The following is a 20,684-nucleotide window of genomic DNA, read 5'->3' as shown; positions in this document are numbered from 1 at the left end:
AAGTCTAAACAGCTGCTTGAAAGCTTCGGAAGCCCGCCCTCCAGCCGAATTTATTCCGCCAAACCCCCTCGATTGCACGATCCAAATTTACCCCACTTTAGACAAACTGGTCCTAAGTCAGCCGGCAGGCTCGCATCCGGCCGTCGGCGAGCGCGGAGCCATCGGGCTCGCTTTGTCGTGAGGGAAGCGGTGGATCAGCACCAGGTCTGGCACGAGCCGGCATTCGACAAGGTTGCGAACGCGATCAGCCCGTTTTTCCTGAGATCGGGGATTTATCTGTTCCTGATCTCATTCATCTGCCTGTTCTACGTCTTGAACGCGCCGCTTCTGCTCGGTCACTACGATTTGGGCTGGCATCTGGCGGCCGGAGATCTCATCCGGGAACGCAACGCCATCCCGCTGCAGGACCCCTGGTCGTCAACCCACGGCGACAAGCCATGGCTCAATCTGTCCTGGCTCTGGGACGCGCTTGCCAGTGCGACGTTTCAATACGCAGGCTTTGGCGGCCTCGTCCTGCTGACGGCGGCCTGCGGCGCGGCGATCGTCGGCATCCTGACCGCGATCTCTCTTGGCTACGGCGCGTCGGCGATCGCGGTCTGCGTTTCGGTCTTCTTGGCCTGCCTGCTCTATCCCGCTTACGAAGCTTCGCCGAACATGTATCTCGCGGTCTCGCCGAATACATGCACGATGTTGTTCTGCGTCGTCTTCTATCGCGAATGCCTGCGACGAACGCGATGGTTCGTGCTTCCCCTGTTGATGGTGCTCTGGGCCAATCTGCACGGCGGTTTTCTGCTCGGCTTTTTCGTGATCGGCGTCTTCTGCGGCGCCGCCGTGCTTAGAGGGGCCTGGGCCGATCTCAGGATCCTTGCTCTCGCGGGCATCGGGTGCCTTGCCGCGACCTTCGTCAATCCGCTCGGCTGGAATATTTATGCCGGTGCCGCCGCGACGATGGGGCACTTCGTCCAGGGCAATATCGGCGAATGGCTGTCCTACTATCACAACATGGAAATGCCGGGCAGCATTCCCGGCATCCTGTACATGCTGGCCTTTGTCGCGTTCGAGCTCCGCTACAGAAATTCCAGGCCCATCCCGCTCGAGCCGAGACTGATGTCCTGGCTGTTCCTGATTCTGGGACTGTATCAGTTCAGGTACATCGCTTTCTTCTTCATCTTCTCGACCGCACCGATGGCGCTTCACCTCAGCCGCTTGCTGCCTCGGCGTCTCACTGCGCTTGACGTGCGTGGACCGTTGCTGGCCGCGGGCATCGTCGGTCTCGGCACCCTGCCGATTGTCTATTTGCGCGTTGCGCCGGCGCTCGCGCTTCCGCCGATGCTGTCGAGCGAAGATGCCGGCTACCTGCGAGAGCATCTCGCAGGTCGGCGGGTCCTGAACAATTGGAACGTCGGCGGCTACCTGATCTTCGCGACGCACGGCACCGTCCCCCCATTCGTCGATGGTCGCGCCGCGACCGCCTATCCGGACGATTTGCTGCGCGACTATTTCAAGCTGGTGAGCTGGGAGATCGACGAAGCCGCGTGGGACATGGTGCTCGACAAATACCGGATCGACGCGGTGCTGTGGGTCAAGGCGCACGAACAGCTGCGGCAGTTTCTGGTGGAGCGGCGAGGCTGGCGCGAGCAATACACCGGCGCTTACGAGACCGTTTACGTCAGGCCCCACTCCGGTTTGGCCGGCGACACCAAACGACAATGACCACCAGCGCCGCGGCTCTGCCCGACATCGCGCCCGCCGTCAGAGCCGAGAGCTTCGCGACGCGGTACGGTGCCTTGTGCGCATTGCTGCTGCTGGCTGCGGCAGTCCGGCTGCCGCTCGCCTTCTGGCCGAACATCGTTCACGTCGACGAGCTGTATCAATATCTCGAGCCGGCCTGGCGCCTGCTTGGCCACCAGGGGGTCGTCACCTGGGAATGGCGCGACGGTATCCGGAGCTGGTTTCTGCCGACCTTGTTCGCAGGGCCGGTCGCTCTGGGGGACTGGCTTGCGCCGGGCGGGTGGGGCGCCTTCGTCGTGCCTCGCCTGGTGGTCGGGCTTGCCTCGTTGTCGATCGTCGTGACGGCCTGGCATTTCGGCGAACGCATCTCCAGATCGCATGCCGTCGTCGCGGCGTTTGCCGCCGCGGTCTGGTTTGAGCTGGTCTACTACGCGCCCCACACGCTGAGCGAACCGCTGGCGACGGCCGTGATCCTGCCGGCGGCCTATCTGCTGACGGGCGAACTCGCGCGAAACCGGCTCTTCACCGCAGGCGCACTGCTTGCTCTCGCCTGTGTCTGGCGCTTTCAATATGTACCGGCTTGTTCGGTGTTTGCGTTGGCGGCGTGCTGGCGCGACCTGCGAAACGCGATTGCGCTGGTCGCGGGCGCTTGCATCGTCCTGGCGCTGTCCGGCGCCCTCGACCTGGCCCACGGCTCAGCGCCGTTTGCGTGGCTCGTCCGGAATATTCAGCAAAACCTCCTGCATGACCGGGCATCGGAATTCGGTGACGCGCCGGCGGCCGCGTACGTTCTGCAGGCTTCAATTCTGTGGTCGGGCGCGACGCTGCTGATGCTGCTGGCGCTCTGGCGCGGCTGGCGACATGCCCCCCTGCTGATCGTCGCGGCCGTCGTGAACGTCGCGTTTCACAGCATGATCGTGCACAAGGAATACCGTTTCATTTTCCTGTCGATCGCTCTGCTGATCATCGCGGCGGCGCTTGGCTCCGCCGATTGGGTCGAGATGATGCGCCGGCAAAGCGCGTGGCGCTCCCGGGCACTCGCCGTCGTATGTGGCGGCTGGCTGCTGCTCTCGCTCGGTCTGTCGGGCGCTACGCTCATCATGCGTGACAACTGGATGCGCGGCATCGGCGTGGCCCAGTTGATGGCGGAGCTCGAGGCCGATCCTGAAGCCTGCGGTCTGGCCCTCTACGCGATCAACTATCCCTTTGTGCCCGGACGCGGGCAGCTCGCGGCCCGCAAGCCGATCTATTCCTTTTATCGGGACGACCCCCTGGCCAAGGGACGCCTTCCGGCTGTGGTGCAGACGCACCAGGCCGGGTTCAACCGCATCATCGGCCCGGCGAGCCTGGCCAGCGAGCTGCCGGCGGATTTCTCGCAACGAAGTTGCGCGATGATGAGCGATGACAAGCCGGCCTGCGTCTTCGCGCGACGCGGCGCTTGCGATGCGCCCGCCAGCCCGTTCGCCACCAACGACGTGCTCGTGCGCCTGAATTACTAGCCGCGCCTGATGCTTGCGCCGGCGGCTGCCAGCGGATACATCGCGGCCGGCCCTCGCCAGCATCTGTCCCGGGGATTAGCTTGCAAAAGCGCACCGATTCGATTGAGGTTTGAAACGCCATGACCGTACGCCTGCACCGCGGCGACCTGCCCGATCTGTCCCGCTACACCGGAGCGGTGGCGATCGACACCGAGACCATGGGCCTGAACCCGCATCGTGACCGGCTCTGCGTGGTGCAGCTCTCGCCCGGCGACGGCAGCGCAGACGTGGTGCAGATCCCCAAGGGTCATACCGACGCGCCGAACCTGAAGGCCCTGCTGGCCAATCCCGCGAACACGAAAATCTTCCACTTTGCGCGGTTCGACGTCGCGGTGCTGTACCAGACGTTTGGCGTCATGACCGGGCCGATCTACTGCACCAAGATCGCCTCCCGCCTGATCCGCACCTATACCGACCGCCATGGCCTCAAGGACCTCGTGCGCGAGGTGCTCAATGTCGACCTCTCCAAGCAGCAGCAATCGAGCGATTGGGGTTCCGACAGCCTGACCGAGCCGCAACTCGCCTACGCCGCCTCCGACGTGCTGCATCTGCACGGCTTGCGCGAGCGGCTCGATGCCATGCTGGCGCGGGAAGGCCGCACCGCGCTGGCCAAGGCCTGTTTCGACTTCCTGCCGACCCGTGCTTTGCTCGATCTCCAGGGCTGGGCCGAAGAGGACATTTTCGCGCATTCCTAGCGTTTCGCGTCGCGGCCGGGTTGGGGCGGTCGCCCCGTTTCAGACACTTTCGTAACGGCCTGTCGCTGGCTGCATATTTTGGCGTTGCCGGCTACAATGGGGCGCCCGCCAGCCGGACCAGGCGAGCGACACCTCAGGAGCCCAGGTGAATTCGGCCCATCATGTCACCTATGATGCCGCGCTTGCGGCGAAGTTCGCCAGCGCGGCGCGCCACAGCCGCCTGGTGCGGATTCTGCGCGTCGCGGTGCCGGCGACAGTGGCTGCGGCAATGGGTCTGCTCGTCCTTATCTCGACCATTTTCAACCCGTTCCAGATCCCCGTGAAGCTCGACTCCGGAAATCTCGTGGTCACAGGCACCAAGATCACGATGGAATCGCCGCATATGTCCGGCTTTACTCCGGACCAACGGCCCTACGAGCTCTGGGCCAAGACCGCGACCCAGGACATCACCGATCCCGATCATGTCGATCTCCATGATTTGCGCGCGAAAGTGCTGATGGAAGACCAATCGACCCTGTTTCTCGATGCCCGCACCGGAAGATTCGACAACAAGCAGCAGCAGCTCGACCTGCACAAGGACATCTTCCTGCGCACCTCGACCGGCTATGAGGCGCGGCTGAACTCGGCCTTCGTCGACATGGGCAAGGGCACGGTCTCCTCGGATGAGCATGTCGACGTCAAGCTGACCAACGGAACGCTGACCGCCGATCGGCTGCGGATCACGGAGGGCGGCGACGTCATCCGCTTCGAAGGCAATGTGGTGATGCACCTCGACAAGCTGGACGATCCCGCCGCCAGCGCGCCCGCGCCGGTCGAGCCCACGCCGCCGCCGGCGGCGAAGTCCAAGAACAAATCCGCGAATTCAAAATGATTCTCATGACCCATCTTCATCTGAGCAAGCGTCGCATTGCTGTCAGTGTAGCGACGCTTGTCTCCGGTCTCTTGCTGCTCACTGCAGATGCGGCGCACGCACAGAGCTCGGCGAGCGTGCCCAACGCGATGCAGGGTTTTTCGCAGAACCGCGATCAGCCGATCCAGATCGACGCTGCATCGCTCGAGATGCGCGATAAGAAAAAGGAGGCGACCTTCTCGGGCAACGTGAAGGTCGTGCAGGGCGATACCACCATGACCTCGAAGACGCTGGTGGTGTTCTACGACTCGGGCGGCGACAAGCCGGCGACGCCGCAGCCTGCGGCAGCAAAGGGTGCGAAGGCCGCGCCGATCCAGTCGGCGACACCGGGCCCGGGCGGTAGCTCCTCGATCAAGCGGCTGGAGGCACGCGGCAATGTCGTGGTCACCCAAAAGGACCAGGTGGTGACCGGCGAGACCGCGGTGTTCGATACGAAGACCAATCTCATCACCATGCTCGGCGGAGCTGGCAGCCAGGTCGTGCTGACGCAGTGCCAGAACGTGCTGCGCGGCGACCGCCTCCTGGTCGACATGACCACCGGCGTCTCCAGAGTGGAGTCGGACAGCGGAAGGGTGCAAGGCCTGTTCATCCAGTCCCAGGGCGGACAGAACGGCAAATGCGGGACGCCGGTGGCCCCGGGCGCGGCCCCGCCTTTGCAGTTGCCCGGCGGAAACAAGCCAAAGTAAATTCCGTTCGCGATTTCAACGCCTTGATCTGGATGATCCCGATCCGAGGTTGAAGGTTGCCCGCCGAGACTGTATCTAGCGCGAAGGGCTTTCGAAGCGGGGTTCGCCGCTTTTCGGGCGTGTTTCACTGGGCATGAGACATGCCTTCATTCATGCTGCGTCGGCGAATCCTGAGGCCGGCGCGGGCAGATCGCGCGAAAACCGCGCAGGATCGTCGCGAAAGGCTAGAAGGCGGGGATGGTCGATCTCTTCAGCATGTTCCGTCGGCGCCCCGCCAAACGCGGCCGGCCAGGATTTGCGCGCCAGGACATCACCGCGCTCGGTGACAGCGTCGGCGGCCTCGTGGCCAGCCCAGTCAGGGACGCGCCGTCGATCGCCCGGAACCAGCCGATGCATGCGCCCGATCAGTTCCAAGGCGACTATGAGGCCGAGCCGCCCCGGGCCCAGGCGGTTCATCCCGTGAGGGCTGCCGGCAGGGCCAACGGTTCCGGCGGGCCTCAGCTCTTGAAGCGGCCGGGCTTCCTGGCTGTGCATAGCGTGGAAAAGAGTTTTGGCAGCCGCCAAGTCGTGCGCGGCGTCAGCATCTATGTGCGCCGCGGCGAAGCGGTCGGCCTGCTCGGGCCCAACGGCGCCGGCAAGACCACCGTGTTCTACATGATCACCGGCCTGATCAAGGCCGATCGCGGCGCCATCGAGCTCGACGGCCACGACGTCACCAAGCTGCCGATGTATCAGCGCGCACGGCTCGGCATCGGCTATCTGCCGCAGGAAGCCTCGATCTTCCGCGGTCTCACCGTCGAGCAGAACATCCGCGCCGTGCTCGAAGTGGTCGAGCCCTCGCGCAAGAAGCGCGAGCAGCAGCTCGACTCGCTGCTCGACGAATTCAACATCACGCGCCTGCGGAAATCGCCGTCGATCGCGCTGTCCGGCGGTGAGCGGCGCCGCGTCGAGATCGCGCGCGCGCTGGCGACGCGTCCGAACTACATGCTGCTCGACGAGCCCTTTGCCGGCATCGATCCGATCGCGGTCGGCGACATCCAGGACCTTGTCCGCCATCTCACCAACCGCGGCATCGGCGTGCTGATCACCGACCACAATGTGCGCGAGACGCTCGGCCTCACCGATCGCGCCTACATCGTCTATGCCGGGGAAATCCTGACCGAGGGCAGCCCGGATGAGATCGTCGCCGATCCGGACGTGCGCCGCCTTTACCTTGGCGAGGAATTCCGCCTCTAGCCCGTTTTTCCATTTCGTCAAGACGTGTACATCGGGCTCGGACTAAGATAAGCAAAAATCGGACCAACTTTTTGGGATCGGTTCTTGCTTCATGGCGCTTTCGCAGAGATTAGAGTTCCGGCAATCGCAGTCGCTAGTCATGACGCCGCAGTTGATGCAGGCGATCAAGCTGCTGCAATTGTCCAACCTCGATCTCACGACGTTCGTCGAAGAGGAACTCGAGCGTAACCCGTTGCTGGAACGGGCCAACGACGAGCCGCCCGTGGGCGAGGGCCCGGCCGAGACCGGCCAGTTCAACGACAGCGATGGCGGCCACAACGACGAGCCGGGCGGCGGCCCGGGCGAAGCCTTCGAGCCCGGCCAGGAAGAGTGGATGAGCAAGGATCTCGGCACCCGCGCCGAGATCGAGCAGACCATGGACACCGGGCTGGACAACGTCTTCTCCGAGGAACCCGCCGAAGCGGCCGCGCGCAACGCCCAGGATGCGGCGCCGACCACCTATACCGAATGGGGCGGCGGCGCCTCCGGTGACGAGGACTACAATCTCGAAGCCTTCGTCGCCGCGGAGACCACGCTCGGCGACCATCTCGCCGAGCAGCTCTCGGTTGCCTTCACCGGCGCAGCGCAGCGCATGATCGGCCAGTATTTGATCGACCTCGTCGACGAGGCCGGCTATCTGCCCCCGGATCTCGGCCAGGCCGCCGAACGGCTGGGGGCATCGCAGCAGGATGTCGAGAACGTTCTTGCCGTGCTGCAAAAATTCGATCCGCCCGGCGTCTGCGCGCGCAATTTGAGCGAATGCCTGGCGATCCAGCTCCGCGAGCTCGACCGCTACGATCCCGCGATGCAGGCCCTGGTCGAGCATCTCGATCTCCTCGCCAAGCGCGACGTCGCGGCCTTGCGCAAGCTCTGCGGCGTCGACGACGAGGACATCGCCGACATGATCGGCGAGATCCGCCGGCTCAATCCCAAGCCCGGCATGAAGTTCGGTACGGCCCGGCTCCAGACCATGGTGCCCGATGTCTATGTCCGCCCGGGCCCCGATGGCGGCTGGCATGTCGAGCTCAACAGCGACACCTTGCCGCGCGTGCTGGTCAACCAGACCTACTATTCGCAGCTCTCGAAGAAGATCGGCAAGGACGGCGACAAATCGTATTTCACCGACGCGCTTCAGAACGCGACCTGGCTGGTGCGTGCGCTCGACCAGCGCGCTCGCACCATCCTGAAAGTCGCAACCGAGATCGTGCGCCAGCAGGACGGCTTCTTCACCCATGGCGTGGCGCATCTGCGACCGCTGAATCTGAAGGCCGTCGCCGACGCCATCCAGATGCATGAATCCACGGTGTCGCGCGTCACCGCCAACAAATACATGGCGACCAATCGCGGCACGTTCGAGCTGAAATATTTCTTCACGGCCTCGATCGCCTCGGCCGATGGCGGCGAGGCGCATTCGGCCGAAGCCGTGCGTCACCACATCAAGCTGCTGATCGATGCGGAGGCGCCGTCCGCGATCCTGTCCGACGACACCATCGTGGAACGCTTGCGCGGCTCGGGCATTGATATCGCCCGCCGCACGGTCGCGAAGTACCGCGAAGCCATGCGCATTCCTTCCTCGGTGCAACGCCGTCGCGACAAGCAGAGCGCTCTTGGTAACGTCCTCTCCACCGCCATGGCCGATCGCTCCCGCAATCCCGAACCGGCCTGATTGCGTCGGCGCCAAATCGCGCTACTCTCGATCCGCTATCGGGCCCGATCCTGGCCAGGCACGAACCAAGCGAGGTTCACATGACTCTCCGCATCTCGGGAAAGAGCGTCAACGTCGGCGAGGCCCTGCGCGGCCGCGTCACCGACCGGACTGAAGAGGTCCTGCGCAAATATTTCGACGGTAATTATTCCGGCCACATCACGCTGAGCAAGGACGGCTTCGGCTTCCGCACCGACTGTGCGCTGCATCTTGATTCGGGAATTACGCTTGAGGCCGATTCGAACGCACCGGATGCCTATGCCAGTGCCGACCAGGCGCTGCTGATGATCGAGAAGCGGCTCAAGCGCTACAAGAGCCGGCTCAAGGACCGCTCCGCCCGCAAGGCCCATGTCGCCTCCGCGGCGCTGGCCGCCATGGATGCCACCAGCTACGTGCTGGAGGCGCCGGGCGAAGGTGAGGACGAGGACGAAATCACCGGCTACAGCCCCGTCATCATCGCCGAGGCCACCACCTCGCTGAAGCCGCTGTCCGTCAGCGAAGCAGTCATGGAACTCGACCTCAGCGGGGCGCCCTGCCTGGTGTTTCAGCACGGCTCCTCGGGCCGGGTGAACATCATTTACCGCCGGGCCGACGGCAATGTCGGCTGGATCGACCCCCCGGGGGTCAAGGCGGACGGCAAGGTGGCTGGCAAGGCCTGAGGCCGTCGGACGACGCCCCTGCGGCCCGGCGCGGGGGCTCCTTTCCGCCTTAACAATGACCGGGGCAAAGCTGCACGCGGGAGTTGGCACCGGGATTGCGTTGGAGTAGAAGCCCCCCACATCAGGGGCGAGCTAAGTCCGCCTCCTGCTTCATCTTCTTGACGTCGGCCCGCCCAGGTTCTTTGTCCAGGCTGGCCAATTCGGAACCTGACGTTTTCATTCACCTCGGAAGACTTCCATGCCGATTACCGATCTGGTCGCGCCCGAGGCGATTCTCCCGGCATTGAAAGTCAACAGCAAGAAGCAGGCGCTTCAGGAACTCGCGGCCAGGGCCGCCGAGCTGACCGGGCAGAACGAGCGTTCCGTGTTCGAAGTGCTCCTGCAACGCGAGAAGCTCGGCACCACCGCGGTCGGCTACGGCGTCGCCATTCCCCACGGCAAGCTGCCCAAGCTGGAAAAGATCTTCGGACTGTTCGCGCGCCTCGATCGTCCGATCGATTTCGAATCGATGGACGGCCAGCCGGTCGATCTCGTCTTCCTGCTGCTCGCCCCCGAAGGCGCCGGCGCCGATCATTTGAAGGCACTAGCCCGCATCGCCCGCCTGCTCCGCGACCAGGACATCGCGAAAAAACTCCGCGCCTCGCGCGATGCCCAGGCGATCTATTCGGTGCTCGCGCTGCCGCCGGCGACTGCGGCGTAAAGCGTCTCCGCGTCCGGGACACGAGAGCTGGGCACGCCTTAGCCTCACACTCCGTCATTGCGAGGAGCAAAGCGACGAAGCAATCCAGAATTTCTCCGGGGAGAGATTCTGGATTGCTTCGCTTCGCTCGCAATGACGTGGGGATTGCAGCGATCCGTCGTCGAAATAAAAACGGGCACGCCTTCCTTCGAAGGCATGCCCGCTTGAAACTCTATTCGTGCGACGCGCGCGTGCTCAGTGCACGCTCACCGCTTGCAGCTCGTTGCTCCAGGCGTTGGCGATCGCGGCTTCGCGGCTGTCGGTCAGCATGATCGGCGTGCCATCGGCGGCGTGGAGCGCGAAGAGCTTGAGGCCCGGCGCGATCTTCGGCGCTTCGGGAAACAGGCCCGGCACATCCTCGGAGCGGATCTGCTTCACATAGGCGATATGGCCTTCGCCGAGGGTTGCCAGCGTCTCCGGCGAGACGTTCTTGGCTTCGTATTCGAACGCAACGTGACCTTCACTCATGGTCTCGACTCCTTCACAGAAACTAAGCGGTCGAGTCCGCTACTCGTTCCATTATTCGTGCTCATTGATAGCGATTGTCTTAACGATCCTCTCCGGTTCCGGCCGGGCAAGATCGATCGCCAGCAATCCGTTCTTCAGATCCGCACCCAGCACCAGCATCCCCTCCGCCAGCACGAAAGTGCGCTGGAAGTGGCGCGCGGCAATGCCGCGATGGATGTATTGCCGGGTCTTGTCGTCCTGCTGCCGTCCGCGAATGACGAGCTGGTTTTCCTCAATGGTTACATCGAGTTGGTCGCGGGTGAATCCGGCGACCGCCAGCGTGATTCGCAAACGCTCGGGCTGGCCTTCCGACCGGTCGCACCTCTCGATATTGTAGGGAGGGTAACCGTCGGCGCCCTTGACGACCCGATCGAGCACGCGCTCGATCTCGTCGAAGCCCAGAAGGAACGGACTGGAAAGCGTGGGAACACGAGACATAGTTTACAAAGTCCTCTCGAAGCGACTTTGGTGCATCAGGGCCCCGTACAGGCACCCCTTGATCAGCAATATGGGCATATCCGCGTGCAGGTTCAAGGACGTAGCGGGGGCTGTGGATTGGCAGCTCACCCACTCTGACATGCACAAATGCCGACTTGTCGTCGTGGCGCGAAATGCCTGCGACAAGTCCGGCACGACGAAATTGCGGGGCGATTTTTCTCAACGAAAACAAACCCCCTTCTACTGTGCACGGGGTTGTTTTCGCGCTTTTTGAGAGATCGACCCGGGGAACCCGATCAGGCTTCCATCCGCGTCCGGCCGTCGCCGCTGAACAGATGCAGCTTTTGGCGCATTGCTGCGACGCGGATCTTCTCGCCGATCGGCGGCGCCTCCGAGCCGGGAATGCGGACGATGACCTCGCCGGGCGGCAGCTCGCCGGGATTGGCAGCGATGCGCTGCTCGTCCTGAGCCCGCGTGCCGTAGACGAAGGTTTCGGCGCCGACGCGCTCGATCGCTTCCACGGTGAGCGGGAGCGTGACGCCGCCGGCCGGGGTCTGGTCGGTGATCACGAAGTCTTCCGGGCGGATGCCGAGGATGCCGGCGTTAGTGCTGCCGAGCTGCGATTTGATTTCATCGGCGCGAATCGACATCAGGTTCATCGGCGGCGCGCCGATGAAGGAGGCGACGAAGGTCGTCGCCGGCTTCTCGTAGATCGCGAGCGGATTTCCGACCTGCTCGACCTGGCCGCCATTCATCACCACGAGAATGTCGGCGAGCGTCATCGCCTCCAGCTGGTCGTGGGTGACGTAGATCGACGTGGTGTTGAGCCGGCGCTGCAATTTGCGGATCTCGACCCGCATCGCGATGCGGAGTTTCGCGTCGAGGTTGGACAGCGGCTCGTCGAACAGAAACACTTTTGGCTGACGCACGATGGCGCGGCCCATGGCGACACGCTGGCGCTGGCCGCCGGAGAGCTGGCGCGGCTTGCGCTCCAGCATCGAGGTGAGCTCGAGCACGCGCGCGGCTTCGTCGACGCGGCTCTTGACCTCGGCCTCCTTCATGCCGCGGTTGCGCAGGCCGTAAGCCATGTTGTTGAAGACGCTCATATGCGGATAGAGCGCGTAATTCTGGAACACCATCGCGATATCGCGGTCGGCAGGCTCGATCTGGTTGACGATGCGGCCGCCGATGTCGATCTCGCCGCCGGTGACGGTCTCGAGGCCTGCGACCATGCGCAGCAATGTCGACTTGCCGCAGCCGGAGGGACCGACCAGCACGCAGAACTGGCCGTCGCCGACATCGACGTTGACGCCCTTGATGGCCTCGAAGCCGCCGGGATAGGTTTTGCGGACGTTGCGCAGAGTGACGTTAGCCATGGGATTTACTTTTCCGTCTCCACGAGTCCGCGCACGAACAATTTCTGCATTACGACGACGACGAACACCGGCGGCAGCATCGCGAGCACGGCGGTCGCCATCACGATCGGCCATTCGGTCAGCGCGTCAGTGGTGGTGATCATCTTGCGGATGCCGACCTGGATGGTCTGCATGTCGTCGCGGGTGGTGATCAGCAGCGGCCAGAGATATTGATTCCAGCCGAGGATGAAGAGGATCACGAACAGCGCCGCCATGTTGGTGCGCGACAACGGCAGCAGCGTGTCCCAGAAGAAGCGCAGGGGACCGGCGCCGTCGATGCGCGAGGCCTCCAGCAGCTCGTCCGGCACCGTCATGAAGAACTGGCGGAACAGCAGCGTCGCGGTGGCCGAGGCGATCAGCGGCAGCGACAGGCCCGCATAGCTGTCGAGCATGTGCAGATCTGCGACGATCTTGTAGGTCGGATAGATGCGGACCTCGACCGGCAGCATCAGGGTGATGAAGATGATCCAGAAGATCGGCATCCGGAACGGAAAGCGGAAATAGACGATCGCATAGGCCGAGATGATCGAGATCGCGATCTTGCCGACCGCGATCAGCAGCGCCATCACCAGCGAGTTCAGCATCATGTTGCCGACGGGCTCGCGGGTCGATCCGCTCGTGCCGACGAAAATGGTCTGGTAGTAGACCTCGAAGAAATGCCCCCCCGGCAGCAGTGACATCTGTCCGTTGGCGATCAGCGCGTTGTCCTGGGTCGAAGCGACGAACGCGATGTAGACGGGGAAAGCGACGATCGCGATCCCGATCCAGAGGATGATATGGGCGATGTAGCGCCGGAAGCCCTCTTCCTCGACCATCAGTAGGTCACCTTGCGTTCGACGAACCGGAACTGGATTCCGGTGAGCACGATGACCATGACCATCAGGATCACCGACTGCGCCGCCGAGCTGCCGAGATTGCCGCCAAGCAGGCCGTCGGAATAGACCTTGTAGACCAGCGTGACCGTCGACGTTCCGGGTCCGCCGCGGGTCATCGTGTCGATGATGCCGAACGTGTCGAAGAAGGCGTAGACGATGTTGACCACCAGCAGGAAGAAGATGGTCGGCGACAGCAGCGGGAAGGTCACGGTCCAGAACCGCCGCATCGGGCGTGCGCCGTCGATCGCGGCGGCCTCGAACACGCTCTTGGGGATCGCTTGCAGGCCGGCGAGAAAGAACAGGAAATTATAGGAGATTTGCTTCCACGCGGCGGCGAGGATGATCAGCGCCGCGGCCTGGTCGCCGTCGAGCAGCGGATTCCAGTCGATGCCCATGTTGCGCAGATAGCGCGAGAGCACGCCGAGCGAGGGATGCAGCATGAAGATCCAGAGCACGCCGACCACGGGCGGCGCCACCGCATAGGGCCAGATCAGGAGCGTGCGGTAGAGCATCGAGCCACGCAGCGGCTTGTCCGCCATCACGGCGAGCAGCAGCGCGAAGGACAACGACGAGACGGCGATCGCGAACGAGAAGAAGAACGTTCGGACGATCGCCTCGAAATAGGCTGCGTCCTTGAACAGCTCGATGTAATTCTCGAACCAGACAAAGGTGGTCGACAGACCGAAGGCGTCCTGGAGCAGGAAGGATTGGATCACCGCCTGCAGGGCCGGCCAATAGAAGAAAATCAGGACGACCGCGAGCTGCGGCGCAACCAGCGCGTACGGTAACAGCCTTGACTGGAAAATGGCTTGCTTTTGCATGATGCCAGCAGAGCGGCAGGCCGGGTCGCGGCCTGCCGCTCATTGCCTCACTTGACGGCGGTCTTTTCGAACTGCCGCAGCATCGTGTTGCCGCGCTCGACGGCGGAATCCAGCGCCTGCTTGGCAGTCTTCTTGCCGGCCAGCGCCTGCTCGATCTCTTCCGACCAGACGTCACGCAGCTGCACCATGTTGCCGAGGCGCAGACCGCGCGAGTTCTCGGTCGGCTCCTTGTTGGTCAGCTCGAGCAGCGGCGTTTCGAGATAGGGCTGATCCTTGTAGAAGCCCTCTTCCTTCGCCTTGGCATAGGCCGCCTTGGTGATCGGCAGATAGCCCGAGGCCTTGTGGATATAGACCTGGCGATCGGTGTCCGAGAGGAAGGTCAGGAACTTCGCGACGCCCTTGTATTCCTCGGCCGACTTGCCGCCCATCACCCAGAGCGAAGCGCCGCCGATGATCGAGTTCTGCGGCGCGCCCTTGACGTCGGGATAATACGGCATCGGCACGGCGGTGAAGTTGAACTTGGCCTGCGCCTTGACGTTGCCGAAGAACGCCGACGAGGTCAGGTAGATCGGGCATTCGCCGGAGGTGAAGCGACCCTCGCCGGTGTTGGTGCGGCCTGCGTAGTCATAGGTCTTGGTCTTCTGCAGCTCGACCAGGGTTTCGAGATGCTTGACCTGAAGCGGTCCGTTGAACTCGAGCACGGTGTCGAAGCCGTCGAGGCCGTTGGCCTTGCTGGCGAGCGGCACGTTGTGCCAGGCCGAGAGCTGCTCGAGATTGACCCAGGTGACCCAGGAGCCCGAGAAGCCGCAGGTGTCATGACCGGCAGCCTTCAGCTTCTTGGCGGCCTCGAACGTTTCGGGCCAGGTCTTCGGAATTTCGACGTTCGCCTTCTTCAGCTCGTCGAGGTTGACCCACATCACGGTCGAGGACGAGTTGAAGGGAAATGAGAGCATCTCGCCCTTCGACGTCGAATAATAGCCGGTGATGGCGGGTAGGTAGATCTTGGGATCGAACTTCTCGCCGGCGTCGGCCATCAGCTTGTAGACGGGCTTCACGGCGCCGGTCGCGGCCATCATGGTCGCGGTGCCGACTTCGAACACCTGCATGATGTGCGGGGCGTTGCCGGCGCGGAACGCCGCGATGCCGGCGTTCATCGTATCGGGATAGTTGCCCTTGTAGGTCGGGATCACCTTGTAGTCGCTCTGCGACGCGTTAAAATCGGTGGCGAGCTTGACGATGACGTCGTTGTTGGCGCCGGTCATCGCGTGCCACCACTGGATTTCGGTCACGGCCAAGGCCGGCGAGGCCGATAGTCCAACCGTGAGCGCAATAGCGGCAGCCGCTCCAAAGTGTCTAAGAGCCATCAAGTAAACCTCCCTTGGCCGTTCTCTTGGGCCGTCAAAAATGATCGCTTGCGCTAGCAGCGCCATATGACGTTCACATGACTGTGTAAGCGGCCGAAACGAAAGCGGCAAGCGCGGCAAAAGGGAAGCCGTCAAATAGGCGAATGCCGCGAGCGGCGTCCTCCGTTCGCGGTGCAGCATTCGGGAGTGATGGGTTGGTCGCTACGTCTTCAGCAGAATAGTGAAGCAGACGATCGTCCCGCGGGCTCCGAAACCTCACCCGCAAGGCACGCGGGAGAGGTTGCAGCGAGCCCGCGGTTAGAATCTCGCCCGCCTGATCCGCACGTAAAGCGCGCCCTCGCCGCCATGGCCGATACCGGCTTCCTCAAAGCCGACCACAAAAGCCCGGAATTCCGGCAGGCTCAGCCATTCCGGCACCTGGCGGCGCAGCACGCCGCTTTCGCCGCCGCTTCGGCCCTTGCCGGTGATGACGAGCACGAAGGTCAGGCCGTCATGATGAGCGCGGTGCAGAAATCCGGTCAGTGCGCGATGCGCGCGCATCTGGGTCATGCCGTGCAGATCGAGCCGCGCCTCGATCTCGCTGCGCCCGCGCGACAACTTTGTGCGCTCGCGCTTGCCGAGCGGCGCCAGCGGCGGCACCGCCGGCTTCGCTGCACGCAGTGCCGGGGCAGCGGCAATCGGACGTGGTGATGGCGCAGGCCGCGTGGGGGGCGCTGCGGGGGAAGGCTCGGTGCGCGGCGCAGCTTGCGCCTTCACCGCACGAGGCTTCCTCAGCGGCTTGACCTGCTTTGCGACCGTATCCCACAGCGCGCGCTCTTCTTCGCTCAGCGCGCGACGGCGCGGCGAGGGACGAGGCTCCAGCACGGGCGGACGGGACGATCGCTTCATTGCTGCCGATGGGAACGATTTTTCACCGGCCGCCGCGGCTCCTGAACCGGCTCGATCACGGGACGCGGCACCGGCAGCGGGACTGGACCGGCGACAGCGACCGTCTCGCTCCTGCTTTGCGCCTCGGCTGCCGCCGGCTTGTCCTTCGCGGGCTCTGTTTGCGGAAACAGCTTCGCGATCTTCTCCGACGGCCGCGGGTCCGGCACCGGCAGCCGCGCGGCACGCGCCGTGGGATCGAGACCCTTCGGCACCAGCATCACGAAATGCATGGCATGGCGCAGCCGGCCGGAGACGCGGCCGGCCTCCTGGCCCGCGCCGAAATAGAGATCGGCGCGCGCCGGACCGATGATGGCCGAGCCGGTGTCCTGCGCGATCATCAACCGATGGAACGGCGTCTTCGCGCGTTCGGAATCGATCGGCAACTCGCCTTCGATGAAAAACGGCGTGCCGTAGACGTGGAGCGATTTGTCGACCGCGATCGAGCGGCCGGCCGTCAGCGGAATGCCCTGCGCGCCGACGGCCTCCTCCTTGTCGGACAGATTGACCTCGCGGAAGAAGATGTAGGAGCGGTTCTGGCGCCGCAGCTCCTTGGCACCGTCTGGTGTCTGCGCCATCCACTCCCTGATCTTCTGCATCGACATCTCTTCCTTCGGAATGATGCCGCGCTCGATCAGGATGCGACCGACCGCTGTATAGGGATAGCCGTTATAGGCGTCGTAGTTGAGCCGGACCGTGCCGCCATCGTCGAACTTGATCCGCGCCGAGCCCTGGATTTGGGCGAACAGCAGATCGGTCGGGTCCTTCAGCCAGGCAATCTCGAGTCCGCGGCCGGCGATCTTGCCGTCCTCGATCTCGGCGCGGTCGTAATAGGGGACCAGCTTGCGGCGGCCGATCTTGCGATAGACCGGGCCCTTGTTGGGCAGGCTGACCGAATCCTGCTTGTAGCCGCGCACGAACAGGTTCGACGGGCGGCGATAGACCGGGACGTTGTAGACGTCGGTCTGCGTGCGCGATCCCTCCAGCACCGGCTCGTAATAGCCGGTGACGAAACCATCCGGCTCGCCGAGGCGAGAGATCCGTAGCGGCGCAAAATTTTCCTCGAAAAAGGTTTTGGCCCTGGCGTCGTCGGTAAGCTCGAGCGATTTGGCGACCCGGCAGGGTTCGGCCAGAGAGGCGCCCAAAGCCTTCGGTTCGGGCGCGCCGGTCTGGGCGCTGATCGGACGGCAGCTCGCGCGAAAGGTCCGGTAGGCGGCGAGATGATTGTCGTCGCCCCAGCCCTTCACGTCGGCCCAGGCCAGCGGCAGATATTGCGCGCCGGGAATCTCGAACGGCAGGGGAAGCTGCGGATACGGCAAGGCGCGCGGCGGCGCGGCAGGCAATTCCGGGAGATGATGGTGATGGCTGCGATAGTGGCGCCGCGCCGCCTCGGCGCCAAGTGAAAACGACGACAGCGCGACGGCACCTGCGCAGAGCGCCGTCGCGCTGGTCTTCAGGAAAGCCTTAATTCGCGCTTCCGGTGCCAACCAGCTTCCAGTTCGGATCGCGAGAGGTGATGTCGCGGGCGAAAGTCCAGATGTCGGTGATGTCAGCGACGGTGTCGGCGCTGCCATCGACGATGTTGCCGGCCTTGTCACGCGTGGCCGAGATCATCTGCGAGACGAAGCGGATCGTGAGCTGGGCGGTGCGGTCGCGCAGCTCGGCGCCGACGAGTTCGGCCTTGTCGATCGAGACAAAGCGCGTCTCGGTCTTCTGCTCGTTCTTCTCACGCTCCTTGATTGCGGCATCGAAGCTCTCATAGACCTCCGACGACAGCAGGTCGCGCAGCGCGCGGCGGTCGCCATTGGCAAAGGCCAGCACGATCATCTCATAGGCGCCGCGGGCGCCGGAGATGAAATGGCGCGGATCGAAGGTGGAGTCCTTTTCGACGATGGAATCGAGACCTTGGGCGAGCACGGTGCCCGGCTCGGTCAGGCCCTTCCAGCGGTCGGAGGGCGGGGCCGGCTCGGCCGTCGGCGCCAACGGAGCCTGGTCGATGACCTTGCCCGGCATGGTGACGACGTTCTTGTCCTGGGCACCCTGGAGCGCGTTACGGTCGAACGGCGGCCGCTCGTTGCCGGTGCGCTGCCCCAGCACGCTGCGCAGCCTCAGAAAGATGAAGACCGCCAGCGCCAGGAAGATGATGGTGTAGATGTCCACGTCGTATTCGCTTTCTGGTCGTCTGTAGAAGGGGCCGTCTCGAAAGGATCGTGCCGGGAAAATCGATCCGGCCAGTAGACCGTTCCATACCGGAACGGCAAGTCCACATCACCATTTCGGGTCCGCGCGTCAGGTCCGTGGGATGTAGGCACGAAATCTTGCCCGGCCAATGGCGCCTTTTGGCACAGCACCGAGTGTAGCGCGTTTTATGCTTAAGGGGAAACCCGATCCTGGCCGGAAATCGCGCATCTTCAATCGTTTAAGGCGCAGTTGCGCTGGATCGGCGGGATGAACGCCGCAGTTGTGGCCGTGGCCGGAATTCCCCATCCGGGACCGTTCGTCCTTGTGGAACGAGGTAGCCCTATGTTAGCCAACCGCCGCGAAATTCAGCCCAATCGGGTAAGGAGACACTCTTATGACCAACGGTAACGGCACCCCTCCCGAGGCGGCCCAGGCTCCCCAGCTCAACGTCCTGGCGCAATATACCAAGGACCTCTCGTTCGAAAATCCGAATGCGCCCAGCTCGCTCCAGCAGCAGAGCCAACCGCCCCAGATCAACATCCAGATCAATGTGAGCGCCAACAACCTCAGCGAACAGGAGTTCGAGGTGACCCTGTCGGTCGAGGGCAAGGCCGAGACCGCCGGCAAGATCATGTTCTCGTTCGAGCTCGCTTATGCCGGCGTGTTCCGCATCTCCAACGTGCCGAAGGACAATTTGCATCCGCTGGTAATGATCGAATGCCCGCGCCTGCTGTTCCCGTTCGCCCGTGAGATCATCGCCACGGCCGTGCGCGACGGCGGGTTCCCGCCTTTGATGCTGGACCCGGTCGACTTCGTCGGCCTCTATCGTCAGAACATGGAGCGGCAAATGGCCGCTCAGCCGAGCGGTCAGGCCTAACCGGCCGAAGCGACAGCTGGAGCGGGCAAGAACTCGTTCCAGATCGCCTTGTCGCCGAGCGTTGCGATGAAGGCCCGGTGGGCCTCGCGCTCGGCGTCTGAAATCCGCGGCGCGAGCGGCGCTGGCCGCTGCCGCCGTGGCGCATCAGCAGCCCCGTTGGCGCGAGTCTCCTCGGATTCCGAGGCCAGCAGCAGCTGCGATTGCCGCGCCCCGACCAGATCCACATAGACTTCCGCAAGCAGCTCGGCGTCGAGCAACGCGCCGTGCTTGGTGCGGCGTGAATTGTCGATCGCATAGCGCGAGCAGAGATCGTCGAGCCGGTTCGACACGCCGGGATGCTTACGCCGTGCCAGCAGCAGCGTATCGACCAACCGCTCACGCGGGATCGCCGGGCGCTTGATCCGGTCGAGCTCGGCATTGATGAAGCTGATGTCGAACGAGGCATTGTGGATCACCAGCGGCGCATCGCCGATGAACTCCAGAAAATCGTCGACGACCTCGTGAAACAGCTGCTTGGTCGCCAGGAACTCGGCCGACAGCCCGTGCACCGCGAAGGCTTCTGCCGGCATGTCCCTTTCGGGATTGATATAGACGTGGAAACTCTGCCCCGTCGGCATGCGATTGAGCATCTCGACGCAGCCGATTTCGACCAGGCGGTCTCCCCGCAGCGGGTCGAGGCCGGTGGTTTCTGTGTCGAGAACGATTTCGCGCATGATCTGAGAAGCCGTGTCAGGCGCCGAATCAGGCGCGCCGCTGCGGCATCTTAACGACCGCCGCCAGGATGTGCGCGATTTGGGCGCGCACCGGATCGAGTCCGTGGGACGTATCCACGACGAAATCGGCACGCCTGCGCTTTTCCGCGTCGGGTGTCTGCTTGGCGATGATGGCGTCGAGCTTGGCCTCGTCCATCGTGCCGCGCGCCAGCACCCGCTCGCGCTGCAGTTCCGGAGACGTCGTCACCACGACTACGGCATCGACCCGCGTCTCGCCCCCAGTCTCGAACAGCAGTGGAATGTCCAGCACCACGACGGGCGCCTTGGCGGCTTCGGCGTCGGCGAAGAATTTTTTGCGGGAAGCGCCCAGCATCGGATGGACGATCTGCTCCAGCTGCTTGATGGCCGCAGCATCGTGCACCACACGCGCCGACAGTTTTGACCGATCGACCTTGCCGTTCGCGGTGGTGCCGGGGAAGGCGGCCTCGATCGCGGGCGCAGCCTCGCCCTCATAGAGCTGATGGACGGCGGCATCGGCATCGTAGACAGGGACGCCAGCCTCCGCGAATAATTTCGCGGTGGTGGATTTTCCCATCCCGATCGAGCCGGTCAGTCCCAAGATTCGCATCAG

21 protein-coding genes are annotated in these 20,684 nt (G+C 63.7%); 10 read left to right on the top strand and 11 right to left on the bottom strand.

Annotated features, from left to right (window positions below; translation table 11 throughout):
• The first annotated feature begins 189 nt into the window (after positions 1-189).
• The 9 genes from AC0L3A_RS25005 (at position 190) to ptsN (ending at position 9,899) form a co-directional block, all read left to right on the top strand.
• A complete protein-coding gene (locus tag AC0L3A_RS25005; protein ID WP_473255374.1) occupies positions 190-1,713 on the top strand; it encodes a hypothetical protein in 1,524 nt (507 codons plus the stop codon).
• Entirely contained in the window at positions 1,710-3,230 is a 1,521-nt protein-coding gene (locus AC0L3A_RS25000) for a glycosyltransferase family protein (RefSeq protein ID WP_473255373.1), read from the top strand. Before AC0L3A_RS25005 ends, AC0L3A_RS25000 begins: the two co-directional genes overlap by 4 nt.
• Before the next feature lie 119 nt (positions 3,231-3,349).
• Positions 3,350-3,964, top strand: coding sequence for a ribonuclease D (locus AC0L3A_RS24995; protein WP_007598566.1), 615 nt, complete (start codon positions 3,350-3,352; stop codon positions 3,962-3,964).
• 145 nt (positions 3,965-4,109) lie between these two features.
• Positions 4,110-4,835: an LPS export ABC transporter periplasmic protein LptC gene (gene lptC / locus AC0L3A_RS24990; protein ID WP_354168486.1), complete on the top strand. Its 726-nt coding sequence runs from the start codon at positions 4,110-4,112 to the stop codon at positions 4,833-4,835.
• Complete coding sequence (locus AC0L3A_RS24985; protein WP_354200319.1) at positions 4,832-5,560, top strand: LptA/OstA family protein; 729 nt, start codon at positions 4,832-4,834, stop codon at positions 5,558-5,560. Before lptC ends, AC0L3A_RS24985 begins: the two co-directional genes overlap by 4 nt.
• A gap of 237 nt (positions 5,561-5,797) precedes the next feature.
• The gene (gene lptB, locus AC0L3A_RS24980) at positions 5,798-6,796 is read left to right on the top strand and encodes an LPS export ABC transporter ATP-binding protein (protein WP_354200321.1); all 999 of its coding nucleotides are present in this window, start codon (positions 5,798-5,800) and stop codon (positions 6,794-6,796) included.
• 91 nt (positions 6,797-6,887) lie between these two features.
• Positions 6,888-8,501 (top strand): RNA polymerase factor sigma-54, encoded by a 1,614-nt coding sequence (gene rpoN / locus AC0L3A_RS24975; RefSeq protein WP_007598570.1) that lies wholly within the window; start codon positions 6,888-6,890, stop codon positions 8,499-8,501.
• An 80-nt stretch (positions 8,502-8,581) separates the two neighbouring features.
• On the top strand, positions 8,582-9,199 hold the full coding sequence (hpf, locus tag AC0L3A_RS24970; RefSeq protein WP_007598572.1) for a ribosome hibernation-promoting factor, HPF/YfiA family: 618 nt from the start codon (positions 8,582-8,584) through the stop codon (positions 9,197-9,199).
• A 238-nt stretch (positions 9,200-9,437) separates the two neighbouring features.
• Positions 9,438-9,899 carry a PTS IIA-like nitrogen regulatory protein PtsN gene (gene ptsN / locus AC0L3A_RS24965; protein ID WP_007598573.1) on the top strand — a complete coding sequence of 154 codons (462 nt, stop codon included), beginning with the start codon at positions 9,438-9,440 and terminating at the stop codon, positions 9,897-9,899.
• Positions 9,900-10,133: 234 nt separating this feature from the next.
• On the opposite strand, the gene AC0L3A_RS24960 is transcribed toward ptsN, so the two are convergent.
• The 9 genes from AC0L3A_RS24960 to AC0L3A_RS24920 form a co-directional block, all read right to left on the bottom strand.
• Positions 10,134-10,406 (bottom strand): BQ00720 family protein, encoded by a 273-nt coding sequence (locus tag AC0L3A_RS24960; RefSeq protein WP_007598581.1) that lies wholly within the window; start codon positions 10,404-10,406, stop codon positions 10,134-10,136.
• 51 nt (positions 10,407-10,457) lie between these two features.
• Positions 10,458-10,883: an Hsp20 family protein gene (locus AC0L3A_RS24955; protein WP_007598583.1), complete on the bottom strand. Its 426-nt coding sequence runs from the start codon at positions 10,881-10,883 to the stop codon at positions 10,458-10,460.
• A 296-nt stretch (positions 10,884-11,179) separates the two neighbouring features.
• Positions 11,180-12,259: a sn-glycerol-3-phosphate import ATP-binding protein UgpC gene (locus AC0L3A_RS24950; RefSeq protein WP_473255372.1), complete on the bottom strand. Its 1,080-nt coding sequence runs from the start codon at positions 12,257-12,259 to the stop codon at positions 11,180-11,182.
• Between the two features lie 5 nt (positions 12,260-12,264).
• A complete protein-coding gene (gene ugpE / locus AC0L3A_RS24945) occupies positions 12,265-13,113 on the bottom strand; it encodes a sn-glycerol-3-phosphate ABC transporter permease UgpE (protein WP_007598587.1) in 849 nt (282 codons plus the stop codon).
• On the bottom strand, positions 13,113-13,994 hold the full coding sequence (gene ugpA, locus AC0L3A_RS24940; protein WP_473255371.1) for a sn-glycerol-3-phosphate ABC transporter permease UgpA: 882 nt from the start codon (positions 13,992-13,994) through the stop codon (positions 13,113-13,115). The genes ugpE and ugpA overlap by 1 nt, the downstream gene beginning before the upstream one ends.
• 47 nt (positions 13,995-14,041) lie before the next feature.
• A complete protein-coding gene (ugpB, locus tag AC0L3A_RS24935) occupies positions 14,042-15,358 on the bottom strand; it encodes a sn-glycerol-3-phosphate ABC transporter substrate-binding protein UgpB (protein ID WP_007598589.1) in 1,317 nt (438 codons plus the stop codon).
• Between the two features lie 297 nt (positions 15,359-15,655).
• On the bottom strand, positions 15,656-16,246 hold the full coding sequence (locus tag AC0L3A_RS24930) for a Smr/MutS family protein (RefSeq protein WP_007598590.1): 591 nt from the start codon (positions 16,244-16,246) through the stop codon (positions 15,656-15,658).
• Positions 16,243-17,769, bottom strand: coding sequence for a murein transglycosylase A (gene mltA / locus AC0L3A_RS24925; protein WP_007598591.1), 1,527 nt, complete (start codon positions 17,767-17,769; stop codon positions 16,243-16,245). Before mltA ends, AC0L3A_RS24930 begins: the two co-directional genes overlap by 4 nt.
• Positions 17,747-18,442 (bottom strand): Tim44/TimA family putative adaptor protein, encoded by a 696-nt coding sequence (locus tag AC0L3A_RS24920; RefSeq protein WP_007598593.1) that lies wholly within the window; start codon positions 18,440-18,442, stop codon positions 17,747-17,749. The genes mltA and AC0L3A_RS24920 overlap by 23 nt, the downstream gene beginning before the upstream one ends.
• A 415-nt stretch (positions 18,443-18,857) precedes the next feature.
• On the opposite strand from AC0L3A_RS24920, the gene secB reads away from it, so the two are divergent.
• The gene (gene secB / locus AC0L3A_RS24915; RefSeq protein ID WP_007598595.1) at positions 18,858-19,340 is read left to right on the top strand and encodes a protein-export chaperone SecB; all 483 of its coding nucleotides are present in this window, start codon (positions 18,858-18,860) and stop codon (positions 19,338-19,340) included.
• On the opposite strand, the gene dnaQ is transcribed toward secB, so the two are convergent.
• Entirely contained in the window at positions 19,337-20,053 is a 717-nt protein-coding gene (dnaQ, locus tag AC0L3A_RS24910; RefSeq protein WP_007598597.1) for a DNA polymerase III subunit epsilon, read from the bottom strand. The genes secB and dnaQ overlap by 4 nt on opposite strands.
• Before the next feature lie 28 nt (positions 20,054-20,081).
• On the bottom strand, positions 20,082-20,681 hold the full coding sequence (gene coaE / locus AC0L3A_RS24905) for a dephospho-CoA kinase (protein WP_473255370.1): 600 nt from the start codon (positions 20,679-20,681) through the stop codon (positions 20,082-20,084).
• Positions 20,682-20,684: the final 3 nt, after the last annotated feature.

The organism is Bradyrhizobium sp. MI1.3 (assembly GCF_055811695.1).
The sequence above is the reverse complement of the archived record's forward strand: the minus strand, read 5'-3'. Positions and strand labels throughout refer to the sequence as shown.